Here is a 15,726-nt window from a genome sequence, read left to right as displayed (position 1 = left end):
GCTTCGCCACCCTCCCGTTGAGGGGCGGTCACTCGCCCCTCAAGCCACCCCGAATCGCCTCATCCACCAACCACCGGCGCAGCGTCTGAATCCCGCGCTCCCGCCGGCGGCTGGTCTTCCAGGCAAAGTAAAATTTGTCGCCGGTTACCACCGAATGCGTCGGCAACCGCACGAAATCTTCGGAATCCTTCCGGGTACTCAGCATGTAGTCATTGGTCAGGGCAATGCCCTGATGAAACCGCGCCGCCTCAAGCGCCAACAGCATATGGCTGAAGTGCTGAACGCGAGTGCCCGTGGGCATCAATTCTCCTGCCGCGCTGTACCAGGCCTCCCAGTCTCCGGCCGGCCGATCGAAAATGCTGTGAGTGGATAGCAGCGGAAACCCCGCCATCTCACCCGGCGACACCGGTTGCTCATCCCGCCGCTCCGGCTCCACATCCCGGCCCAGCTCCCGGCGCATACGTTGCCAGTAATCCTGACTACAGACCGGAAACAGCCGCTCCTCGTACAGCAAATCGTAACTGTAGGCCCGGGAATCCCGGTGAATGGTGATGAAACAATCCGCCACCCGATCCGACAACACCGGGTTCTCGCTACTCATCTCCAGCGCCAGATCAATCTGCGGATGCAGCCGCTGCAAATCCGGCAACCGGGGCACCAGCCAGCGCACGGCGAACGAACTGAACACCGACAACCGCAACCGACTCTCCTCATGCCCCAGCAACTGCTCACTGGCCCGCTCAATCTGAAGCAGAGCCGAACCAATGGCATCGAAATACTGCCGCCCTTCATCGGTCAACGTCACGCGACGACCGGAGCGCCAGAACAACCGCTCGCCCAGATAGGTTTCCAGCTGTTTGATCTGGTGGCTGACCGCGCTCTGGGTGATGGCCAGTTCTTCCGAGGCCGCTGAAAAACTGTTCAGCCGGGCGGCAGCTTCAAATACTGGGAGAGCTTTTAGAGGTGGGAGTCTCATCGTTGCTTGTTATCTAATTTTCTAATGAATGGGGAATATTGATCATTTTATCGGATAGTTAAGCACGCCTAGAATCCACATCCAAGGTCAGGGGGTGTGTCGGCGGACTTGCTTCCGAAAATGTTCGTAGCCATGGATGGCGGAGACAAGCGTACAGGGATGTACTAGCAGCGGTTTTCGGAAGCAAGTCCGCCGACATACCCGTGCACTCAAGTTAGCGGATTTCAGGAAAAGGAGCACCACAGTGTCAGGCAAAACCGTCAACAGCGCCATTCTGCTGCTGGTCATCGGCAACGCCATGGCCATACTCTCAGACGTCTTCATCAAGCTCCTGAACCCCGGTGCCCCCGTCTTCCAGTTCGCCTTCCTGCGCTGCGTCCTCACCCTGGCGTTCCTGCTCCCGCTCGCCCGCAAACTCGACCGCAACAACCTCTTCGGCGGCCTGAAAATCCACGCCATCCGCGCCCACATCCATCTGGTCGGTATCGTCTGCATGGTGGTGGCACTGACCAACCTGCCACTGGCCACCGCCAACGCCCTGTTCTACGCCGCGCCCATCCTGGTGATGGTACTGTCCGCCGTATTCTTCAGCGAAAAACTGACTCCGCTCAGTGTGACTGCTGTGTTCAGCGGCTTTGCCGGCATCATCGTCATCCTGCGACCGGTGGACTTCAACTGGGCCGTCATCGCCGCCCTCGGCTCTGCCTTCGCCCTGGCCATCAACGCCGTCATGGTGCGCCAGTTGCCCAAGGAACAAACCACCGTCCACAAACTGTTTCTGAACTACCTGCTGATCGTCCCGGCGGCCGCCGCCCTGGCACTCTGGGAAGGCGCGGCCTGGAACCCGCAAATCCTGATCAGCGCCGCCGGTTCCGCCCTGTTCATCCTGGGCTACAACATCACCGTGTTGCTGGCCTACCGGCAGGTAGATGCCAACCAGGTCACCAGCGCCGAATACACCGGGCTGATCTGGGCGGTCGCCATTGGCTGGATCTGGTTTGGTGAGGTACCCGACCTGTGGTTCCTGGCGGGCAGCCTGATGATTGTCGTGCCGCTGGTACTGATTGGCCTGCGGCACCGGAAGCGGTCACCCGCCCGGGGATTCAACCCGGCGGAGCGGGAGACCGCCGGGGAGACAAATCAACGGGGTAGCCGTTCTTCCGCCCGAAGACAGGCCTCGATGGCAAAGGTGTGTGAACAATCATCACCCAGCTGACGCAGCGAATCGGCCAGCCTGAGCAAATACTCCGAATTGGGGCCGCTAGGCCCCGTGGCGAGGGCAATCTGCCGCGCAATGTCCGCTTCCGGTGCCTCGCCCAGAAAGGCCTCATTGTCTTCCGTAGCGATGTACACCAGCCCCTCGGCATGACTGCCATCGTCAAAGGTCATGGTGGTACTGAAGCGCAGATAGCCGTTCTTTTCCCGCACATCCAGATACTCGAAGACGTTGGGTGACACCCGATAGGCTACGCCCTTGCATACGGCATCGGGCTGCTCAATCAGCGTGACCACCCGCCCCGGCGCTTCGGGCGTGCCACGGTGATCATGAGAACCCTGCCAGAACCGCCGAGCCCAACCGCGAATGGCTGCCGGGCGCTGCTCCAGGAACGGGAAATCCACTTTGTAGATCAGCGAGCCATAGCCGAAGAGCCAGATGGCCTCGATGCCATCAAAATTGAACCGGCTGCGATTATGCTCAATGGTGTTCGCGGGCATGACTCATCCCATCCAGAAATAACGACCGGATTGTCTCAGGCGCCCGAGGTACTGGCAATGAAGCCGGCAATACCGGTCAGCACGATTTCTGCCGCCATCGCGGAAAGAATCAGGCCGCTGATCTTCGACATAATGTTCAGGCCGGTCTTGCCCAACGCTTTCTCCAGATAACCGGACAAGCGCAGCAATCCCGCCAGAATCAGCAAGCCCGACACCAGGCCCAGCAGACCACCGGCCACTTCCGGCACCGCTTTAAGCTCGGCGCCGTAAACCATGATGGCACCAATGGTCGCCGGACCAATCATGACAGGAATGGCCAGGGGCACCACCGCGATGTCATCCCGATCCTCTTCGGGCAACCCGGTGGCGTGGTTACGGGTGCCACTGTTCACCAGACTGATGGCGGTGAGGAACAGCAGGCTGCCGGCACCGATGCGGAAGGAATTCAGGGTGATGCCAATGGCGTTGAACAGCAGCGGGCCGGCGAAAAACAGAATCACACCCAGAATAAAGGCCGAGACACAGGCCCGACGAATGATGGAGGTTTTCTCCGCTATCGGGAGCCCCCGGGTGAGGGCCAGAAACATGGTGACCACGAAAAACGGCGCCAGCAGGAACAGGAATCGGATGGTGCTGCTGAGATAGGTAGAGAAAAACGTTTCAAACATTCGGGCAAATCCGGCACAGGGTTAAAGCCGGTAAGCATAGCGTCCGAAAGGCTTTTTTGCCGTAAGGAAGAGAACCTATGGGTACTCAACGCTTCTTGATGGACGGCTTGCGGGGCTTGCCCGGTTTCGATGGTTTACCTTTGGATCCCGGACCACGACCACCCGGCTTCGGGCCGCCGCCGGGTTTACCAGATGGCCGTTTACCGGGCCCGGAACCGGTGCCTTTTCGCCCTTTACCAGCTGGTGGCTTCCCGCCAGCTTTTGCACCACCCCGCGCAGGCTTGCCACCGGGCCCCGGGCGAGCGCCCCTCGCACCCGCCGGCTTCTTCCGGGGCTTGCTGCCAGCAGGTTCCGTGGCCTCGGACGAGGAATCCCGGATGGCATCGAACAGTACCGCCAGCTCCTTCTCGGTCAGATCCCGCCAGGCGCCCACCGGCAATCCCTGCAGACTGACATTCATGATGCGCACCCGCTCCAGCCTGGTCACCTCGTAGCCAAAGTACTCCGCCATACGGCGAATCTGGCGATTCAGGCCCTGAACCAGGGTAATGCGGAACACAAACCGGGACACCTTTTCGACCTTGCAGCGCTTGGTCATGGTCCCCAGAATCGGCACACCGTTGCTCATTCCCTCTACGAATTCCCGGGTGACCGGCTTGTCGACCGTGACCAGGTATTCCTTCTCGTGATTATTGCCGGCGCGCAGGATCTTGTTCACCAGATCGCCATTGCTGGTCAGGAAAATCAGCCCCTGGGAATCCTTGTCGAGCCGGCCAATGGGAAAAATCCGTTCACTGTGGCCGACAAAACGCTGGATGTTGTCTTTCTCCGCGCTGTCGGTGGTGCTGACAATACCCACCGGTTTATTCAGGGCAATGAACACCAGATCTTCTTCGTCTCTCGGCTCCACCACCTGGCCATTGACCTTCACCACATCTCCGGGCAACACCTGATCGCCCACCTGGGCCCGGCGACCGTTGATGTGCACGTTGCCCTGCTCGATGAACCGGTCGGCATCCCGACGGGAGCACATGCCGCTCTCGCTGATGTATTTGTTCAGTCGGGTTGAGGTTCGGTTGGCCATGACATCCTGCCGGTTTCAGATGATGGTTGAATGCGTGCCGGGCAGCACGCAACCCGCGCATCATCCCATTGCATCACCGTGACGGCAACTGCCGGTCACCGCCTGCGGAACGGGTAGAACAGCTGCCCCAGATAGGAACCCGGCAGTTTCTGGGTTGTGCCATACTCCGCTGGCCAGTGCGCTTTCGGGAAATGATAGGTGCCGAACAGTCGGTCAAAGAGCACCGTGTGTGCTGAATAATTGGTATCGATGGCCGGCTTCTCTGAGCTGTGGTGCCAGTGGTGGAACTGCGGCGTTACCAACAGGTACTTGAGCGGCCCCCAGGGCACATTGAGATTGCTGTGAATGATGATGGCCTGCAACGCGGCAAACGTGACGTAGATATCCAGCGCTTCCTTGCTGGCGCCGAGCAGATACAGGGCCAGCATAACCAACCCACGCTCAATAAATATCTGAACCACATGCGCACGGGAACCGGCCAGCCAGTCCATGGTTTCCACCGAATGGTGGACGGCATGGAACAGCCACAGCCGCCGGACTTCATGGAATACCCGATGCTCCCAATACAGCACGAAGTCGGCCACCAGAATCAGCAGAACCACCTGCAGCCATAGCGGCGTGCTCTGGATAGCCGCCTGAAGACTGTCGCTGGCCACCCATTCAAAGCGCGTTACCAGGAAGTTGCCAAACAGCAGAACCGCTGAGATCAGCAGGTGATTCAGGCAGAAGTAAAAGAAATCCAGCCCCCACTGATCCCGCAAGATGACCTGCTCCCGATACTTCGGAAAGAGCTTCTCCAGGCTGGTAAAGACAATGGTGGAACCCAGAAAGGCCAGAATCAGCCAGTCCACGCCGAGCGACAATGGTTTCGGCTCCACCGGCCCGACCGGGACGTTGTAGCCACCCAGGGCAAACGCGATCAGCGTCATGGCAATACCTGCAGCGCCAAGCCGTTTGCGCCGATCAAGAATGAAGGTGGTAATGCCGAAAAACAGGGAGAACCACATACCGTACTTCAGGATATCCTGAAGCGCCTCGGCATCATACGCGGCACGAAGATCAGTGGTGGTCAGATAGGAAGGGAACAGGTAGGCGAGCACCGCCGCCAGGCTCAAGCCACCGAGAAATATCGAAAAATACCCGGGGATTCGTCCGTTCCGAAAGCGAAGTTCTTTGTCCGGGCGGGGCACTACCACCCGCTCGCGGTACTGGTAATCGGTATCCTGTTCCGTGTTCATGCGTTCCCTGCTGAAATTTCAGGCTTAGCAACAAGCGCCGAATAACCAAGGGCGCCAGTTCATGATCCGTGTTCCAGTGGATCGGGGTGCTTATGGTATTTCAGGAACGCGAAAACTACCAACCACTCGTTGGGGTGGTGTGGCTTACATCAACCTCATAGCGCCCGAAGCATCCTGACTCGGGCGCTATAATTATCTACCGTTTTAACCAGCCAATGCCGGCTCCCCACCCTGCTCCATCACCTCCGCCGATTCACACACATACTGCTCGGCATCAAACCGCCGGGTCTGCTGTCGGAACTGCCAGGTGAAGCCCGGCCACAAGGTGGTGTTCTTGCCGTTCTCGTTCACATACCAGCTCTTGCAACCGGTCTGCCACACGGAGTCGCCCAGTTTGGCGTGTATAGAGGCGTTGTATTGGCTGTAGGCATCCTCTTTCACTTCCACGCTCTTCCAGCCTCGGTGGTCCATCTTCTTGATGGCGTCCAGCACGTACTGCACCTGGGACTCGATCATGTACACCATGGAGCTGTGGCCCAGGCCGGTGTTGGGCCCCATCAGCATGAAGAAGTTTGGAAAACCGGCCACGGTGGTGCCTTTGTAGGCTTCCGCACCCTCACGCCAGGCGTCGAGCAGATCCTGGCCACCACGGCCGAAGATCATGCCCCGGGGGATGGGTTCCTGGGCCTTGAAGCCGGTGCCATAGACAATGCAATCCACCGGGCGCTCGGTGCCATTGTTGTCGATGATGGTGTTACCTTTCACTTCGCGAACGCCGTCTGTCAGTACGTCCACGTGTTCCTGGTCCAGGGCCGGGTAGTAGTTGTTGGAGATCAGCACCCGCTTGCAGCCGAAGTGGAAATCCGGCGTCACTTTCTTGCGCAGTTCCTTGTCCTTGATCTGGTTGCGGATGTGTCGACGGGCCTGCAACTCACCGACTTTCAGAATGCGCGGGTTACCCACGAAGCCTAGCACCCGGGCTTCCAGCATCCAGTAAATGCTCTGGCGGAACGCATTCAGAGTTTGCGGGAACCTGCGGAACATGGCCCGCTCCAGTGGCCGGATTTCCCGGTCAGGCTTGGGCAGGATCCAGGGCGGCGTGCGCTGGTAAAGGTCCAGATGGGCGGCCTCTTTGGCAATTTCCGGCACGAACTGGATGGCTGAGGCACCAGTGCCGATAACCGCGACCCGCTTGCCACGAAAATCGTAGTCATGGTCCCAGTTCTGGGAGTGAAAACTGGTCCCCGTGAACGTGTCTATGCCCTTGATCTCCGGATACGCGGGGGTGCTCAGGCCGCCCATGCCGGACACCAGGATCTCGCTTCGCAGCTTGCGGATTGGCGGCAGGGCCTTGTCGCTGCGATCCAGTTCATCCCCGGGCTTCAAACCTTTCTTTTCCATGTAGTCCCAGAGTTTTGCACTGTTGCAGGTTTCCACAACCCAGCCCGAGGTGGCCCCATCCCAACGGGCACCAGCCACGTGGGTATTGAAACGAATGTGATCCATCAGGCCGTATTTCTCGGCGCAATGCCGCAGGTACGCCTGAATCTCCGGCTGGGGAGCAAACATGCGGGTCCAGTTCGGATTCTGCTCAAAAGAGAAGGAATACAGCGCAGATTGAACATCGCAGGCGCAACCCGGGTAGTGGTTATCGTGCCAGGTGCCCCCGACATTGTCGCTCTGCTCCAGAATCACAAAGTCGTCAAAACCGGCCTCTTTCAACTTGATGGCCATGCCCAGGCCGGAAAATCCGGTGCCGATAATGGCGATCTTGGCGGTTTGTTTCATTGCTGCACTCCTGTGTGGCCTGAAGGGCCTTGCCTGTTGTTGTCGGTGTGGTCATCATGACCGGTAGACACATGTATACCGGTCAAAGTAGACACCTGTATACCCACTCGCACAGGAATGGCCCTGAGTGACAGGTTGTTGGCCCAACGCCCAAAGGAAACACGATTCGATGCAACGACTTGCCGGCGGAAAACTGAAACTGGTCCAGGCTGCTCTACGGCTGATTACCCAAAGCCGCAGCCTGACCTCCCTGGGCCTGCGGGAACTGGCCCGGGAGGCGGGGTTAAATCCGAACACCTTTTACCGGCACTTCCGCAATCTGGACGAATTCGGTTTGCAGGTGCTGGGGTATATCGCCGAGGACATGAAAGCCGGCGTGCGGCAGTTGCGGCAGATGGCGGATTCCTCGGAACAGGCCTCCCACGACACCGTCACTTTTGTGTACCACTACTTTCTGGCCAACCCCGCGGCAACCACGGTGGCGGTCAGGGAACTTCATGGCCCGTCGCCCGTGTTACGCCGGGCTCTCGAAGCACAGCTGGACGCCAGCGCCCGGGAAATGGCCGAGGATATTCTGGAACGCGGGCTGGTGCCCGGTGTCGATGAGGTGGTGGTACAGGAGATTTCCAACATGACCATCCGCTACATCCTGTTCCGGGCCATGGACTATATCGAGAAGCCCGGGCAGCGGGAGCGGATTCAGGTGGAAACGGAGCGATTCATCAACCGGCAGTTCCGGGGGGCATTAATCGAGGAACTGGATTCCGGGCAGATTCTGGCGCTGAAACAGGCGCCGGCCGCTGACTGAGGTCATGCCGGCGCCCGGGCGCTTTTATTCGGTGGTGTTGTATACGTAAGAGGATACCGTGCCGTCGTTATTGAAACGGACCACAAGATCCGTGGTTTCATCGTCACCAAAGGCGGACCAGCGATACTTGCCGTAAGTCCAGGTGCGCTTGCCGTCTTCAATACCGGTGCGCCAGGGCTCACCGAACATCTCCTGTATCTCGGCGCGGGTCGTCTCACCGATCGTTATCTGGTCGACATTATGAGTCGCAAAATCCCGGCCTACGCTGGCGCAACCCACCAGGGTGATCAATACCGCAGCCAGCCCAGCCAGTTTAAGATGCCGCATCAAAGCCATATCCAACTCCTTGTCTGGTGAATAACAACAATCTGACTACAGCATAGCGTTTCTGGCGATTGCTGCGATTACGAACCGGACAGATTTCAGACACAAAAAAGCCGCGGGCCCGAGGGCGCGCGGCAGGCACGATCAAAGGGGTAGGATCGATCAGTAGAGTTTTGCCAGAGACTTCCTGGCGAAGGCTTCCACTTCGTTCAGGCGGCCTTCTTTCACTTTCACCAGCCACTCTGGGTCTTGCAGCAGGGCACGGCCAACCGCGATCAGATCGAATTCACCGTTGTTCATGCGCTCAACCAGCTCGTCAATGCCAGACTGCTCCACCGCCTCTTTCTTGCTGGCGAAGGTGCCGCTGATGAAATCTTCCGTCAGGCCCACACTGCCAACCGACATGGTCGGTTTACCGGTGATCTTCTGGGTCCAGCCGGCCAGGTTCAGATTGGAACCTTCGAACTCCGGTTCCCAGAAGCGGCGGGTGGAAGCGTGGAAGATGTCGACACCGGCCTCCGCCAGAGGCTTCAGGAAGCGCTCCAGTTCCTCGGGGCTATTCACCAGTTTTGCTTCGTAGTCCTGCTGCTTCCACTGAGAGAAGCGCAGCATGATCGGGTAATCCGGGCCCACGCGGTGGCGCACTTCCTCGACGATTTCCACCACAAAGCGCAGGCGGTTTTCCAGGCTGCCGCCGTACTCATCGTCGCGCTGGTTGGTGCCTTCCCACAGGAATTGATCCAGCAGATAGCCGTGGGCGCCGTGGATTTCCACACCGTCGAAGCCCAGAGCCTTGGCATCCTGGGCGGCATCACCGAAAGCTTTGATCACGTCCTGGATGTCTTCTCTGGTCATGGCCTTGCCGTTGGGCTTGCCCGGGGCAAACAGGCCTGAAGGGCTGTAACCGGGAACAGAGGGATCCGGCTCGATACCTTCCTTGCGTACCGCGCCCACGTGCCACAGTTGCGGGAAAATGGCGCCGCCGGCTTCGTGCACGGCATCCACCACTTTCTTCCAGCCCGCCAGGGCTTCGTCGCCATAGAAGGCCGGTACGTTCGGGTAACCGTTGGCAGCCGCGTGGTTCACGACAGTGCCTTCGGTAATGATCAGGCCAACACCGGCCTCGGCGCGGCGGCGATAGTAGTCCACCACATCCTGACCGGGTACACCCTTAGGCGAGAAATTGCGGGTCATCGGCGCCATGGCTACGCGGTTGCGCAGCTTGAGGTTGTGAAGTTCAAACGGCTCAAACAAAGGACCAAGATTCATACTCATGTGATGTGCAACCTCATCAATTTGGTTTCGTAAAGCAACCCTATTCAATCCGGTTTCAAAATGCAACCCTATTCGGTACACTCCCCTACATGGCCAGAAAACGTTTTGATGATTCCAACTGCTCCGTCGCCCGTGCCCTTAATGAAGTGGGGGACTGGTGGTCGCTGCTGATTGTGCTGCACGCCATGTACGGCACCCGCCGGTTTGTGGATTTTCAGCAGCAACTGGGGATTGCCAAGAACATTCTGTGTGACCGCCTGGCCAAGCTCGTGGACAACGAAGTCTTGCGCAAAGTGGATGTGGGTGAGCACGGCTCACGATTTGAGTACCGGCTCACCGAGAAAGGCCGGGATCTGTTCCCGGTGGTGGTGGCTCTGCGCCAGTGGGGCGACAAGTGGAACCCGTCTCCGGACGGCCAGCCCCTGGACCTCAGGGACCGCGATAGCGGCCAGCCAATACAGCCGGTCACCGTGCAGAATACCCAGGGTCAGCCCCTGTCCATTCGGGACGTATTTGTGCCCAGCGATGAAGACAAGCCCCTCGACGAAGCCCAGGCCTGACCATCCGCAATAGCCGCATTCCCACCTTTTCTTGAGTTGAATCAAGACTTATTGGCCAGTCGCGCTGCCTTCCGCCATTTCTTGCGCTAAATCAAGATTGCCTGTCCGGATGTCATTACATTTAAGCCATCGATCTTTCATGGATAAGGAGATGGCTATGTCTCGTGGTTTTAAACTCAGTGTTCTGGCTGCGGCCGTAATGGCAGTGGCTCCTGCAGCTCAGGCTTTTGAAGCGGGTGATTTTGTTCTGCGTGCGGGTGCGGTTCATGTCGCGCCGGATGATTCCAGCGATGCCCTGAACGTAACTGGTTTTGTCGGCCCGATCGACGGTGCCAACGTCACTCTGGATGGCACAGAAGTAGGTGTTGATGGTAACTCCCAGCTGGGCATTAGGGCGACCTACATGGTCACCAGCAACCTGGGTATTGGCGTTCTGGGTGCCACCCCGTTCAAGCACAACATTGAAGGTAAAGGCGATCTGTCTGGCTTCGGCAAGCTGGGTGAAACCAAGCACCTGCCGCCAACACTGACACTGCAGTACTTCCCAATGCACAGCAGCTCCAAGTTCCAGCCGTACGCGGGCGTGGGTGTGAACTACACCACTTTCTTCGAAGAAAAAACCAACGACACTCTGGACACGGTTCTGAACTCCGTGGCGGGCAGTCTGTCTGGCGGTGCTCTGGCGGGCGCGGTGTCCAGCTCTGAGCTCGAACTCGACGACAGTGTTGGCGTCGCTGTGGAGCTGGGCATGGACTATATGCTGAGCGAGAACTTCGGTCTGAACGCCGCGATCTGGTGGGCTGACATCAACACCGACGCAACCATTACCGCCTACGCTGGTGATGTGAAAGCAGCTGAAGTAGAAACTGAAGTCGAAATTGACCCCATGGTCTACATGGTAGGTTTCACCTACAAGTTCTGATCCGCACTCCCGGTAGCTCCCACGGTCTGTCGGCTACCGGATGGTGCGTTCTCCTGCGCGGGGCTTCGGCCCCGCCTTTTTTATGTCAGGAGAAACGGTTTTCAGGCGCTCTGGCGTTGAGCCGGGCGACCACTTCTACCCTGCCCCTGGCCACGGCCCTGTCCTTCGCCCTGACCACCACGGCCACGACCGCCGCTACGACCAGTCGGCTTCGGGCCAAAGCTCTTACCATTGCCACCCTGAGGGCGACGATTCCGCGCCTTGCTCGGGTCTGCTTTGGCCTTGGGCTTCAGCGGCAGGTTGTTTTTCGGCTCGAAGCCTTCCACTTCCTTGCGCGGAAGCTGCTTCTTGATCAGCTTCTCGATACCCGCCAGCAGCTTGCCTTCGTCAGCACTGACCAGTGACAGGGCATGGCCACTTTCACCGGCACGGCCGGTACGACCAATGCGGTGCACGTAATCTTCCGGCACGTTCGGCAGTTCAAAGTTCACCACTTGCGGCAGCTGTTTGATATCCAGGCCACGGGCAGCAATGTCGGTGGCGACCAGTACGCGCACTTCACCGGCTTTGAAATCCGCCAGGGCACGGGTACGGGCACCCTGGGACTTATTGCCGTGAATGGCGGCAGCCGTGATACCGTCTTTCTCCAGCTTCTGGGTCAGGCGGTTGGCGCCGTGCTTGGTACGGGTGAAAACCAGTACCTGATCCCAGTCGTTGTCACGCACCAGCTTGCTCAGCAAGGCTGTCTTCTGGCTCTGGTCAACCGGGTAGACGGACTGCTTCACTTTCTCGGCGGTGGTGTTACGGGCCGCCACTTCCACCTGCACCGGGTTATCCAGCAGGCCCTGGGCCAGGGTGCGGATTTCGTTGGAGAAGGTGGCGGAGAACAGCAGGTTCTGGCGCTTGGCCGGCAGCAACGCCAGGATCTTGCGAATGTCGCGGATAAAGCCCATGTCGAGCATGCGGTCGGCTTCGTCCAACACCAGAATTTCCACTTCGTTGAAGGGCACCGCGTTCTGCTGGTACAGGTCCATCAAACGGCCCGGTGTGGCCACCAGTACGTCCAGACCCTTGCGCAGCTTCATCATCTGCGGGTTGATCTTTACACCACCAAAAACCACAGCGGCCTTGGTGGGTACGTATTTGCTGTAAAGGTTCACGCTATCGTGTACCTGGGCGGCCAGCTCACGGGTGGGAGTGAGAATCAGGGCGCGGGGGCCTTTGCCAGTGCGGGGGTTTTCCGCCAGGCGCTGCAACAAAGGCAGGGTAAAACCAGCGGTTTTACCCGTGCCGGTCTGGGCCGCGGCCATTACGTCTTTGCCAGACAGCACCGCGGGAATCGCCTGCTGCTGGATGGGAGACGGGGTTTCATAACCCTGATCGGCGGTGGCACGGACCAGCTGCTCGGACAAACCGAGAGAAGAAAAACTCATATACGATGTACTCTTGATTGATTCTGCCTCCACGAACACCGTCGTCGGCGAATGCGGGCAGATGCCATGAAAGTCATGGAATAAAAGACGACTACGGTCACGCGCCGGGTTCGGGGTGACGTCCTCTGACAGGTCGTATGAAATGGTTCGCAAGGCGGCTTTAAGCCGGAAACTGCGGAATCCCTAGAGGCAGGATGCAGGCACGGTAACAGAGCACCCGGCAAATAGCTATAGGTGGTTTTATTGGCCGGCCTTCATTTTCAGGGTGATAAATGGAACTCTGACAGGGCCCGGCGGTCATTAGCCGCCGTATGCTACTAAAAACTCACCGATTTCCGGAGATTCCATGCTCAGCGTAGGCATCGGCCCCCTCAGCCTGTCCATCGGACACCTGCTTCTCGTTCTGGCCTTCGTGGTTGCCCTGGTGGTTGGCGCCCTGATCGGCCGGAAAGAGAAAACGCCGGTGGCCGGTACCCTGGCCGATATCTTTCTGGTGGCCATGGTCAGTGCCCGCATCGGTTTTGTGGTGCGCTACTTCAGCGAGTATCAGGGCGACTGGCTGGGCATGATCGACATCCGCGACGGCGGGTTCGACCTGGTGACCGGCCTGATTGCTGCGTTGGCCTTCACCGGTTACCTGATGTGGAAACGGGCGGCCATACGCCGGGCGCTGGGCTCAGCGGTCGCGGCTGGCCTCATCATCTGGGGCGGTATGTCTGGCATTATTGCGCTGATCAACCAGCAAACCCAGGGCCTGCCGGAAGTGGCCCTGACCGATCTGAACGAACGCCCGGTAGACCTGGCCAGCCTGGCCGGTGACAAGCCCACGGTGGTCAATCTCTGGGCCACCTGGTGCCCACCATGTATCCGCGAGATGCCGGTGCTGGAAGAAGCCCAGCAACGCTACCCGAACGTGAACTTTGTGTTCGCCAATCAGGGCGAACATCCGGAAACCATCCGCAAGTTCCTGATGGCACAGAACCTGAACCTGAGCCACGTACTGAGCGACAGGCAGAACCGGTTTGGCCGGGTAGTTGGCAGCCACGGCTTGCCCACCACCCTGTTCTACAACGCCGAGGGCCACCTGGTGGATACCCATATGGGCGAACTGTCCCGCGCCAGCCTGGCCCGAAGCCTCGAGCGCTTCGACCCGGCTTACTTCAGGCCAGCCACAGGGTCAGACTGAAGCTCAGAAGACTGGCGGCGCAAAGACCCGACAGCGACAACGCCAGGCTCCAGCGAAACGAGGCATCCCTTGTCCGGTATCCGGTCAGCCGTTCCATAATTAAAGCATTGGCCGCAAAGGGCGTGCCGAAGGCGGTAATACCCCAGCCAGTAACCATGGCGATGGCCAGGCCGAGCTGAGCTGCGCCCGGCCACAGCGAACCCAGAATACCGCCAATGAGGGTAGCAATAATAATCGGGTTCATACCCGCCAGTCCGGCAGAAAAAAACACCCAGGGTACACCGGCCGCCAGCAGCGCCCAGAGCCACACCGGTAATTCCGGCTGACCGCTGATCTGGCCCAGTACCACGCCACTGAGCACCGCCCCGATAAACGCCGAACCACCAACAATGGCCAGCTCATTGCTTACATTGGCCATGCTGGCCAGGGGCGGATTTTCCCGCTTTAACCAACCCAGAATCCGGTACAAGAGCACGGCTGCCAGACAGCTCAAGGCCACCGCATGGGCATAACTCAACCCGAACCGGTGGCTGAGCCAGAGTACCCCCACGCAGATCGCCAGAATCAACCCACCAAACCGCAACCAACTACCCGCGCCGGCACGGTTAACGCTCCGTTCTGTGCTTTGCAACGGTTCCGGTTCTCGCCAGTGCAGCCCCGCCAGCACCATCAGCACGGAAAACGGTACCGCCAGTAACAACAGCGAAAGCAGACTCACCTGCGGCAACAGCGTCAGGGTCAGCACCACCGAAATGGACAGGGGCGAAAACATGGGGGCGACACCAAACCCTCGCAAAACAGCCCGGGTGGCATTGCGGGTAGATTCGGAATCGCCATTGCGACGAATACGCTCGCCCACCAGGCTGCCCACCACCGCCACCGAACCAAAGTTCAGGGGAACAGACACCAGCGAAGTGCCGAACGCGAGGCTGAGGTATCGGGCCAGCGGCTTACCACCAAACAGACTGACGGAAATCTGTTGCAGGTCCTCGGTGCGGGCCAGCACATTCGACAGCAACATCACCGCCAGCATCAGGCCGGCCAGCCGGGTCATGTTGCCGGATGCGGTCTCAATCAGCTCCGGGTCATAGCCCAGGGCAAAAACCAGCATAACCAGCGCCACGACAAACACCACCCGGGGCACGTTGCGCATGTCCTGCCAGCCCAGCAAGACGGTCGCACCCGCGGCGGCAGCCCCCAGATAGGTCATACCCGGCAGGCTCGCCAGAATGGCAGAGAGTAAGGCAACGTAGGCTAACGCGGAGCGAAGTGGCAGCAAGACCGTTTCCCGGAAAGATCAAAGGAACCCGAATAGATCGTCTATGTTAAGGAAGCTACTTTTACCGCGCCATCAGCAATTATGAGGATGGCCATCAAACCAGCCCGTGCTCCCTGGCACTGGCTTCCAGGCGGGCCTGCTCCTGCTTCAACAACTTACTGACGGCCTTCAGCTCACGAATCCGGGCATCCACCAGGGTCCTCTTACGGGCCATCACCGCCGCACCCTGCAGGCAATCAATCCGGTCCGAGCGAACCGCATCCAGCAACTCACGGATTTCGTTCAGCGAAAAACCCAGGCTCTTGAGTTGCCGCACCATCGCAACACGCGCGACGGCCTGCTCCGGGTAGTCCCGATAGTTGTTTCCGCTGCGGCCCACCTCCCGGATCAGACCCTGTTTTTCGTAGTAGCGCAGGGTATCCCGGGTTATCCCGGTGCGCCGTTCCAGTTCCGATATCCTCATGCCAAG

The 15,726-nt window shown here is 59.1% G+C and carries 16 protein-coding genes; 5 read left to right on the top strand and 11 right to left on the bottom strand.

Translation table 11 applies throughout. The features are described 5' to 3' along the window. Positions 1-28: 28 nt before the first annotated feature. Positions 29-976, bottom strand: a complete 948-nt coding sequence (locus tag ACSSVV_RS12735) for a LysR family transcriptional regulator (protein ID WP_011787214.1) — start codon at positions 974-976, stop codon at positions 29-31. Between the two features lie 244 nt (positions 977-1,220). Here ACSSVV_RS12735 and ACSSVV_RS12730 point away from each other — a divergent pair, with 244 nt between their 5' ends. Beyond that, positions 1,221-2,192, top strand: a complete 972-nt coding sequence (locus tag ACSSVV_RS12730) for a DMT family transporter (protein ID WP_454106344.1) — start codon at positions 1,221-1,223, stop codon at positions 2,190-2,192. On the opposite strand, the gene ACSSVV_RS12725 is transcribed toward ACSSVV_RS12730, so the two are convergent. The 5 genes from ACSSVV_RS12725 to ACSSVV_RS12705 form a co-directional block, all read right to left on the bottom strand. Then, a complete protein-coding gene (locus ACSSVV_RS12725) occupies positions 2,117-2,692 on the bottom strand; it encodes a gamma-glutamylcyclotransferase (RefSeq protein ID WP_011787216.1) in 576 nt (191 codons plus the stop codon). The two genes, ACSSVV_RS12730 and ACSSVV_RS12725, sit on opposite strands and share 76 nt — an antisense overlap. A 35-nt stretch (positions 2,693-2,727) precedes the next feature. Then, positions 2,728-3,360, bottom strand: a complete 633-nt coding sequence (locus tag ACSSVV_RS12720) for a MarC family protein (RefSeq protein WP_222179707.1) — start codon at positions 3,358-3,360, stop codon at positions 2,728-2,730. 85 nt (positions 3,361-3,445) lie between these two features. Continuing rightward, complete coding sequence (gene rluF / locus ACSSVV_RS12715) at positions 3,446-4,444, bottom strand: 23S rRNA pseudouridine(2604) synthase RluF (protein WP_454106343.1); 999 nt, start codon at positions 4,442-4,444, stop codon at positions 3,446-3,448. 95 nt (positions 4,445-4,539) lie between these two features. Further along, positions 4,540-5,682: a sterol desaturase family protein gene (locus ACSSVV_RS12710; protein ID WP_454106342.1), complete on the bottom strand. Its 1,143-nt coding sequence runs from the start codon at positions 5,680-5,682 to the stop codon at positions 4,540-4,542. A 204-nt stretch (positions 5,683-5,886) separates the two neighbouring features. Further along, the gene (locus ACSSVV_RS12705; RefSeq protein ID WP_022991365.1) at positions 5,887-7,470 is read right to left on the bottom strand and encodes a flavin-containing monooxygenase; all 1,584 of its coding nucleotides are present in this window, start codon (positions 7,468-7,470) and stop codon (positions 5,887-5,889) included. 169 nt (positions 7,471-7,639) lie between these two features. Here ACSSVV_RS12705 and ACSSVV_RS12700 point away from each other — a divergent pair, with 169 nt between their 5' ends. Continuing rightward, positions 7,640-8,278: a TetR family transcriptional regulator gene (locus ACSSVV_RS12700; RefSeq protein ID WP_022991366.1), complete on the top strand. Its 639-nt coding sequence runs from the start codon at positions 7,640-7,642 to the stop codon at positions 8,276-8,278. A 24-nt stretch (positions 8,279-8,302) separates the two neighbouring features. Here the strand turns inward: ACSSVV_RS12700 and bamE are convergent, their stop codons facing one another. Together bamE and ACSSVV_RS12690 are read right to left on the bottom strand one after the other, a co-directional pair. Beyond that, positions 8,303-8,614, bottom strand: coding sequence for an outer membrane protein assembly factor BamE domain-containing protein (gene bamE, locus ACSSVV_RS12695; protein WP_022991367.1), 312 nt, complete (start codon positions 8,612-8,614; stop codon positions 8,303-8,305). Between the two features lie 150 nt (positions 8,615-8,764). After that, positions 8,765-9,877, bottom strand: a complete 1,113-nt coding sequence (locus ACSSVV_RS12690) for an NADH:flavin oxidoreductase (RefSeq protein WP_454106341.1) — start codon at positions 9,875-9,877, stop codon at positions 8,765-8,767. A gap of 89 nt (positions 9,878-9,966) precedes the next feature. On the opposite strand from ACSSVV_RS12690, the gene ACSSVV_RS12685 reads away from it, so the two are divergent. Continuing rightward, complete coding sequence (locus tag ACSSVV_RS12685) at positions 9,967-10,437, top strand: winged helix-turn-helix transcriptional regulator (protein ID WP_023011396.1); 471 nt, start codon at positions 9,967-9,969, stop codon at positions 10,435-10,437. 157 nt (positions 10,438-10,594) lie between these two features. Continuing rightward, complete coding sequence (locus tag ACSSVV_RS12680) at positions 10,595-11,359, top strand: OmpW/AlkL family protein (RefSeq protein ID WP_022991369.1); 765 nt, start codon at positions 10,595-10,597, stop codon at positions 11,357-11,359. Positions 11,360-11,460: 101 nt separating this feature from the next. On the opposite strand, the gene ACSSVV_RS12675 is transcribed toward ACSSVV_RS12680, so the two are convergent. Further along, on the bottom strand, positions 11,461-12,792 hold the full coding sequence (locus tag ACSSVV_RS12675; protein WP_022991370.1) for a DEAD/DEAH box helicase: 1,332 nt from the start codon (positions 12,790-12,792) through the stop codon (positions 11,461-11,463). 346 nt (positions 12,793-13,138) lie between these two features. Between ACSSVV_RS12675 and ACSSVV_RS12670 the strand changes: the two genes are divergently transcribed. Further along, complete coding sequence (locus ACSSVV_RS12670; RefSeq protein ID WP_022991371.1) at positions 13,139-13,978, top strand: TlpA disulfide reductase family protein; 840 nt, start codon at positions 13,139-13,141, stop codon at positions 13,976-13,978. Here ACSSVV_RS12670 and ACSSVV_RS12665 read toward each other — a convergent pair. Both ACSSVV_RS12665 and ACSSVV_RS12660 read right to left on the bottom strand, forming a co-directional pair. Next, the gene (locus ACSSVV_RS12665; protein ID WP_022991372.1) at positions 13,953-15,257 is read right to left on the bottom strand and encodes a hypothetical protein; all 1,305 of its coding nucleotides are present in this window, start codon (positions 15,255-15,257) and stop codon (positions 13,953-13,955) included. The genes ACSSVV_RS12670 and ACSSVV_RS12665 overlap by 26 nt on opposite strands. A gap of 94 nt (positions 15,258-15,351) precedes the next feature. After that, positions 15,352-15,720 carry a MerR family transcriptional regulator gene (locus tag ACSSVV_RS12660; protein WP_014423070.1) on the bottom strand — a complete coding sequence of 123 codons (369 nt, stop codon included), beginning with the start codon at positions 15,718-15,720 and terminating at the stop codon, positions 15,352-15,354. Between the last annotated feature and the right edge of the window lie 6 nt (positions 15,721-15,726).

This window comes from Marinobacter sp. MBR-105 (assembly GCF_053628895.1).
This window is presented reverse-complemented; position numbering and strand designations above follow the sequence as displayed.

Bases quoted from the DNA above. Each gene is read 5' to 3' on its own strand.
- ACSSVV_RS12735 (WP_011787214.1), bottom strand. From the start codon at position 976: ATGAGACTCCCACCTCTAAAAGCTCTCCCAGTATTTGAAGCTGCCGCC.
- ACSSVV_RS12725 (WP_011787216.1), bottom strand. From the start codon at position 2,692: ATGCCCGCGAACACCATTGAGCATAATCGCAGCCGGTTCAATTTTGAT.
- ACSSVV_RS12720 (WP_222179707.1), bottom strand. From the start codon at position 3,360: ATGTTTGAAACGTTTTTCTCTACCTATCTCAGCAGCACCATCCGATTC.
- rluF (WP_454106343.1), bottom strand. From the start codon at position 4,444: ATGGCCAACCGAACCTCAACCCGACTGAACAAATACATCAGCGAGAGC.
- ACSSVV_RS12710 (WP_454106342.1), bottom strand. From the start codon at position 5,682: ATGAACACGGAACAGGATACCGATTACCAGTACCGCGAGCGGGTGGTA.
- ACSSVV_RS12705 (WP_022991365.1), bottom strand. From the start codon at position 7,470: ATGAAACAAACCGCCAAGATCGCCATTATCGGCACCGGATTTTCCGGC.
- ACSSVV_RS12700 (WP_022991366.1), top strand. From the start codon at position 7,640: ATGCAACGACTTGCCGGCGGAAAACTGAAACTGGTCCAGGCTGCTCTA.
- bamE (WP_022991367.1), bottom strand. From the start codon at position 8,614: ATGGCTTTGATGCGGCATCTTAAACTGGCTGGGCTGGCTGCGGTATTG.
- ACSSVV_RS12690 (WP_454106341.1), bottom strand. From the start codon at position 9,877: ATGAGTATGAATCTTGGTCCTTTGTTTGAGCCGTTTGAACTTCACAAC.
- ACSSVV_RS12685 (WP_023011396.1), top strand. From the start codon at position 9,967: ATGGCCAGAAAACGTTTTGATGATTCCAACTGCTCCGTCGCCCGTGCC.
- ACSSVV_RS12680 (WP_022991369.1), top strand. From the start codon at position 10,595: ATGTCTCGTGGTTTTAAACTCAGTGTTCTGGCTGCGGCCGTAATGGCA.
- ACSSVV_RS12675 (WP_022991370.1), bottom strand. From the start codon at position 12,792: ATGAGTTTTTCTTCTCTCGGTTTGTCCGAGCAGCTGGTCCGTGCCACC.
- ACSSVV_RS12670 (WP_022991371.1), top strand. From the start codon at position 13,139: ATGCTCAGCGTAGGCATCGGCCCCCTCAGCCTGTCCATCGGACACCTG.
- ACSSVV_RS12660 (WP_014423070.1), bottom strand. From the start codon at position 15,720: ATGAGGATATCGGAACTGGAACGGCGCACCGGGATAACCCGGGATACC.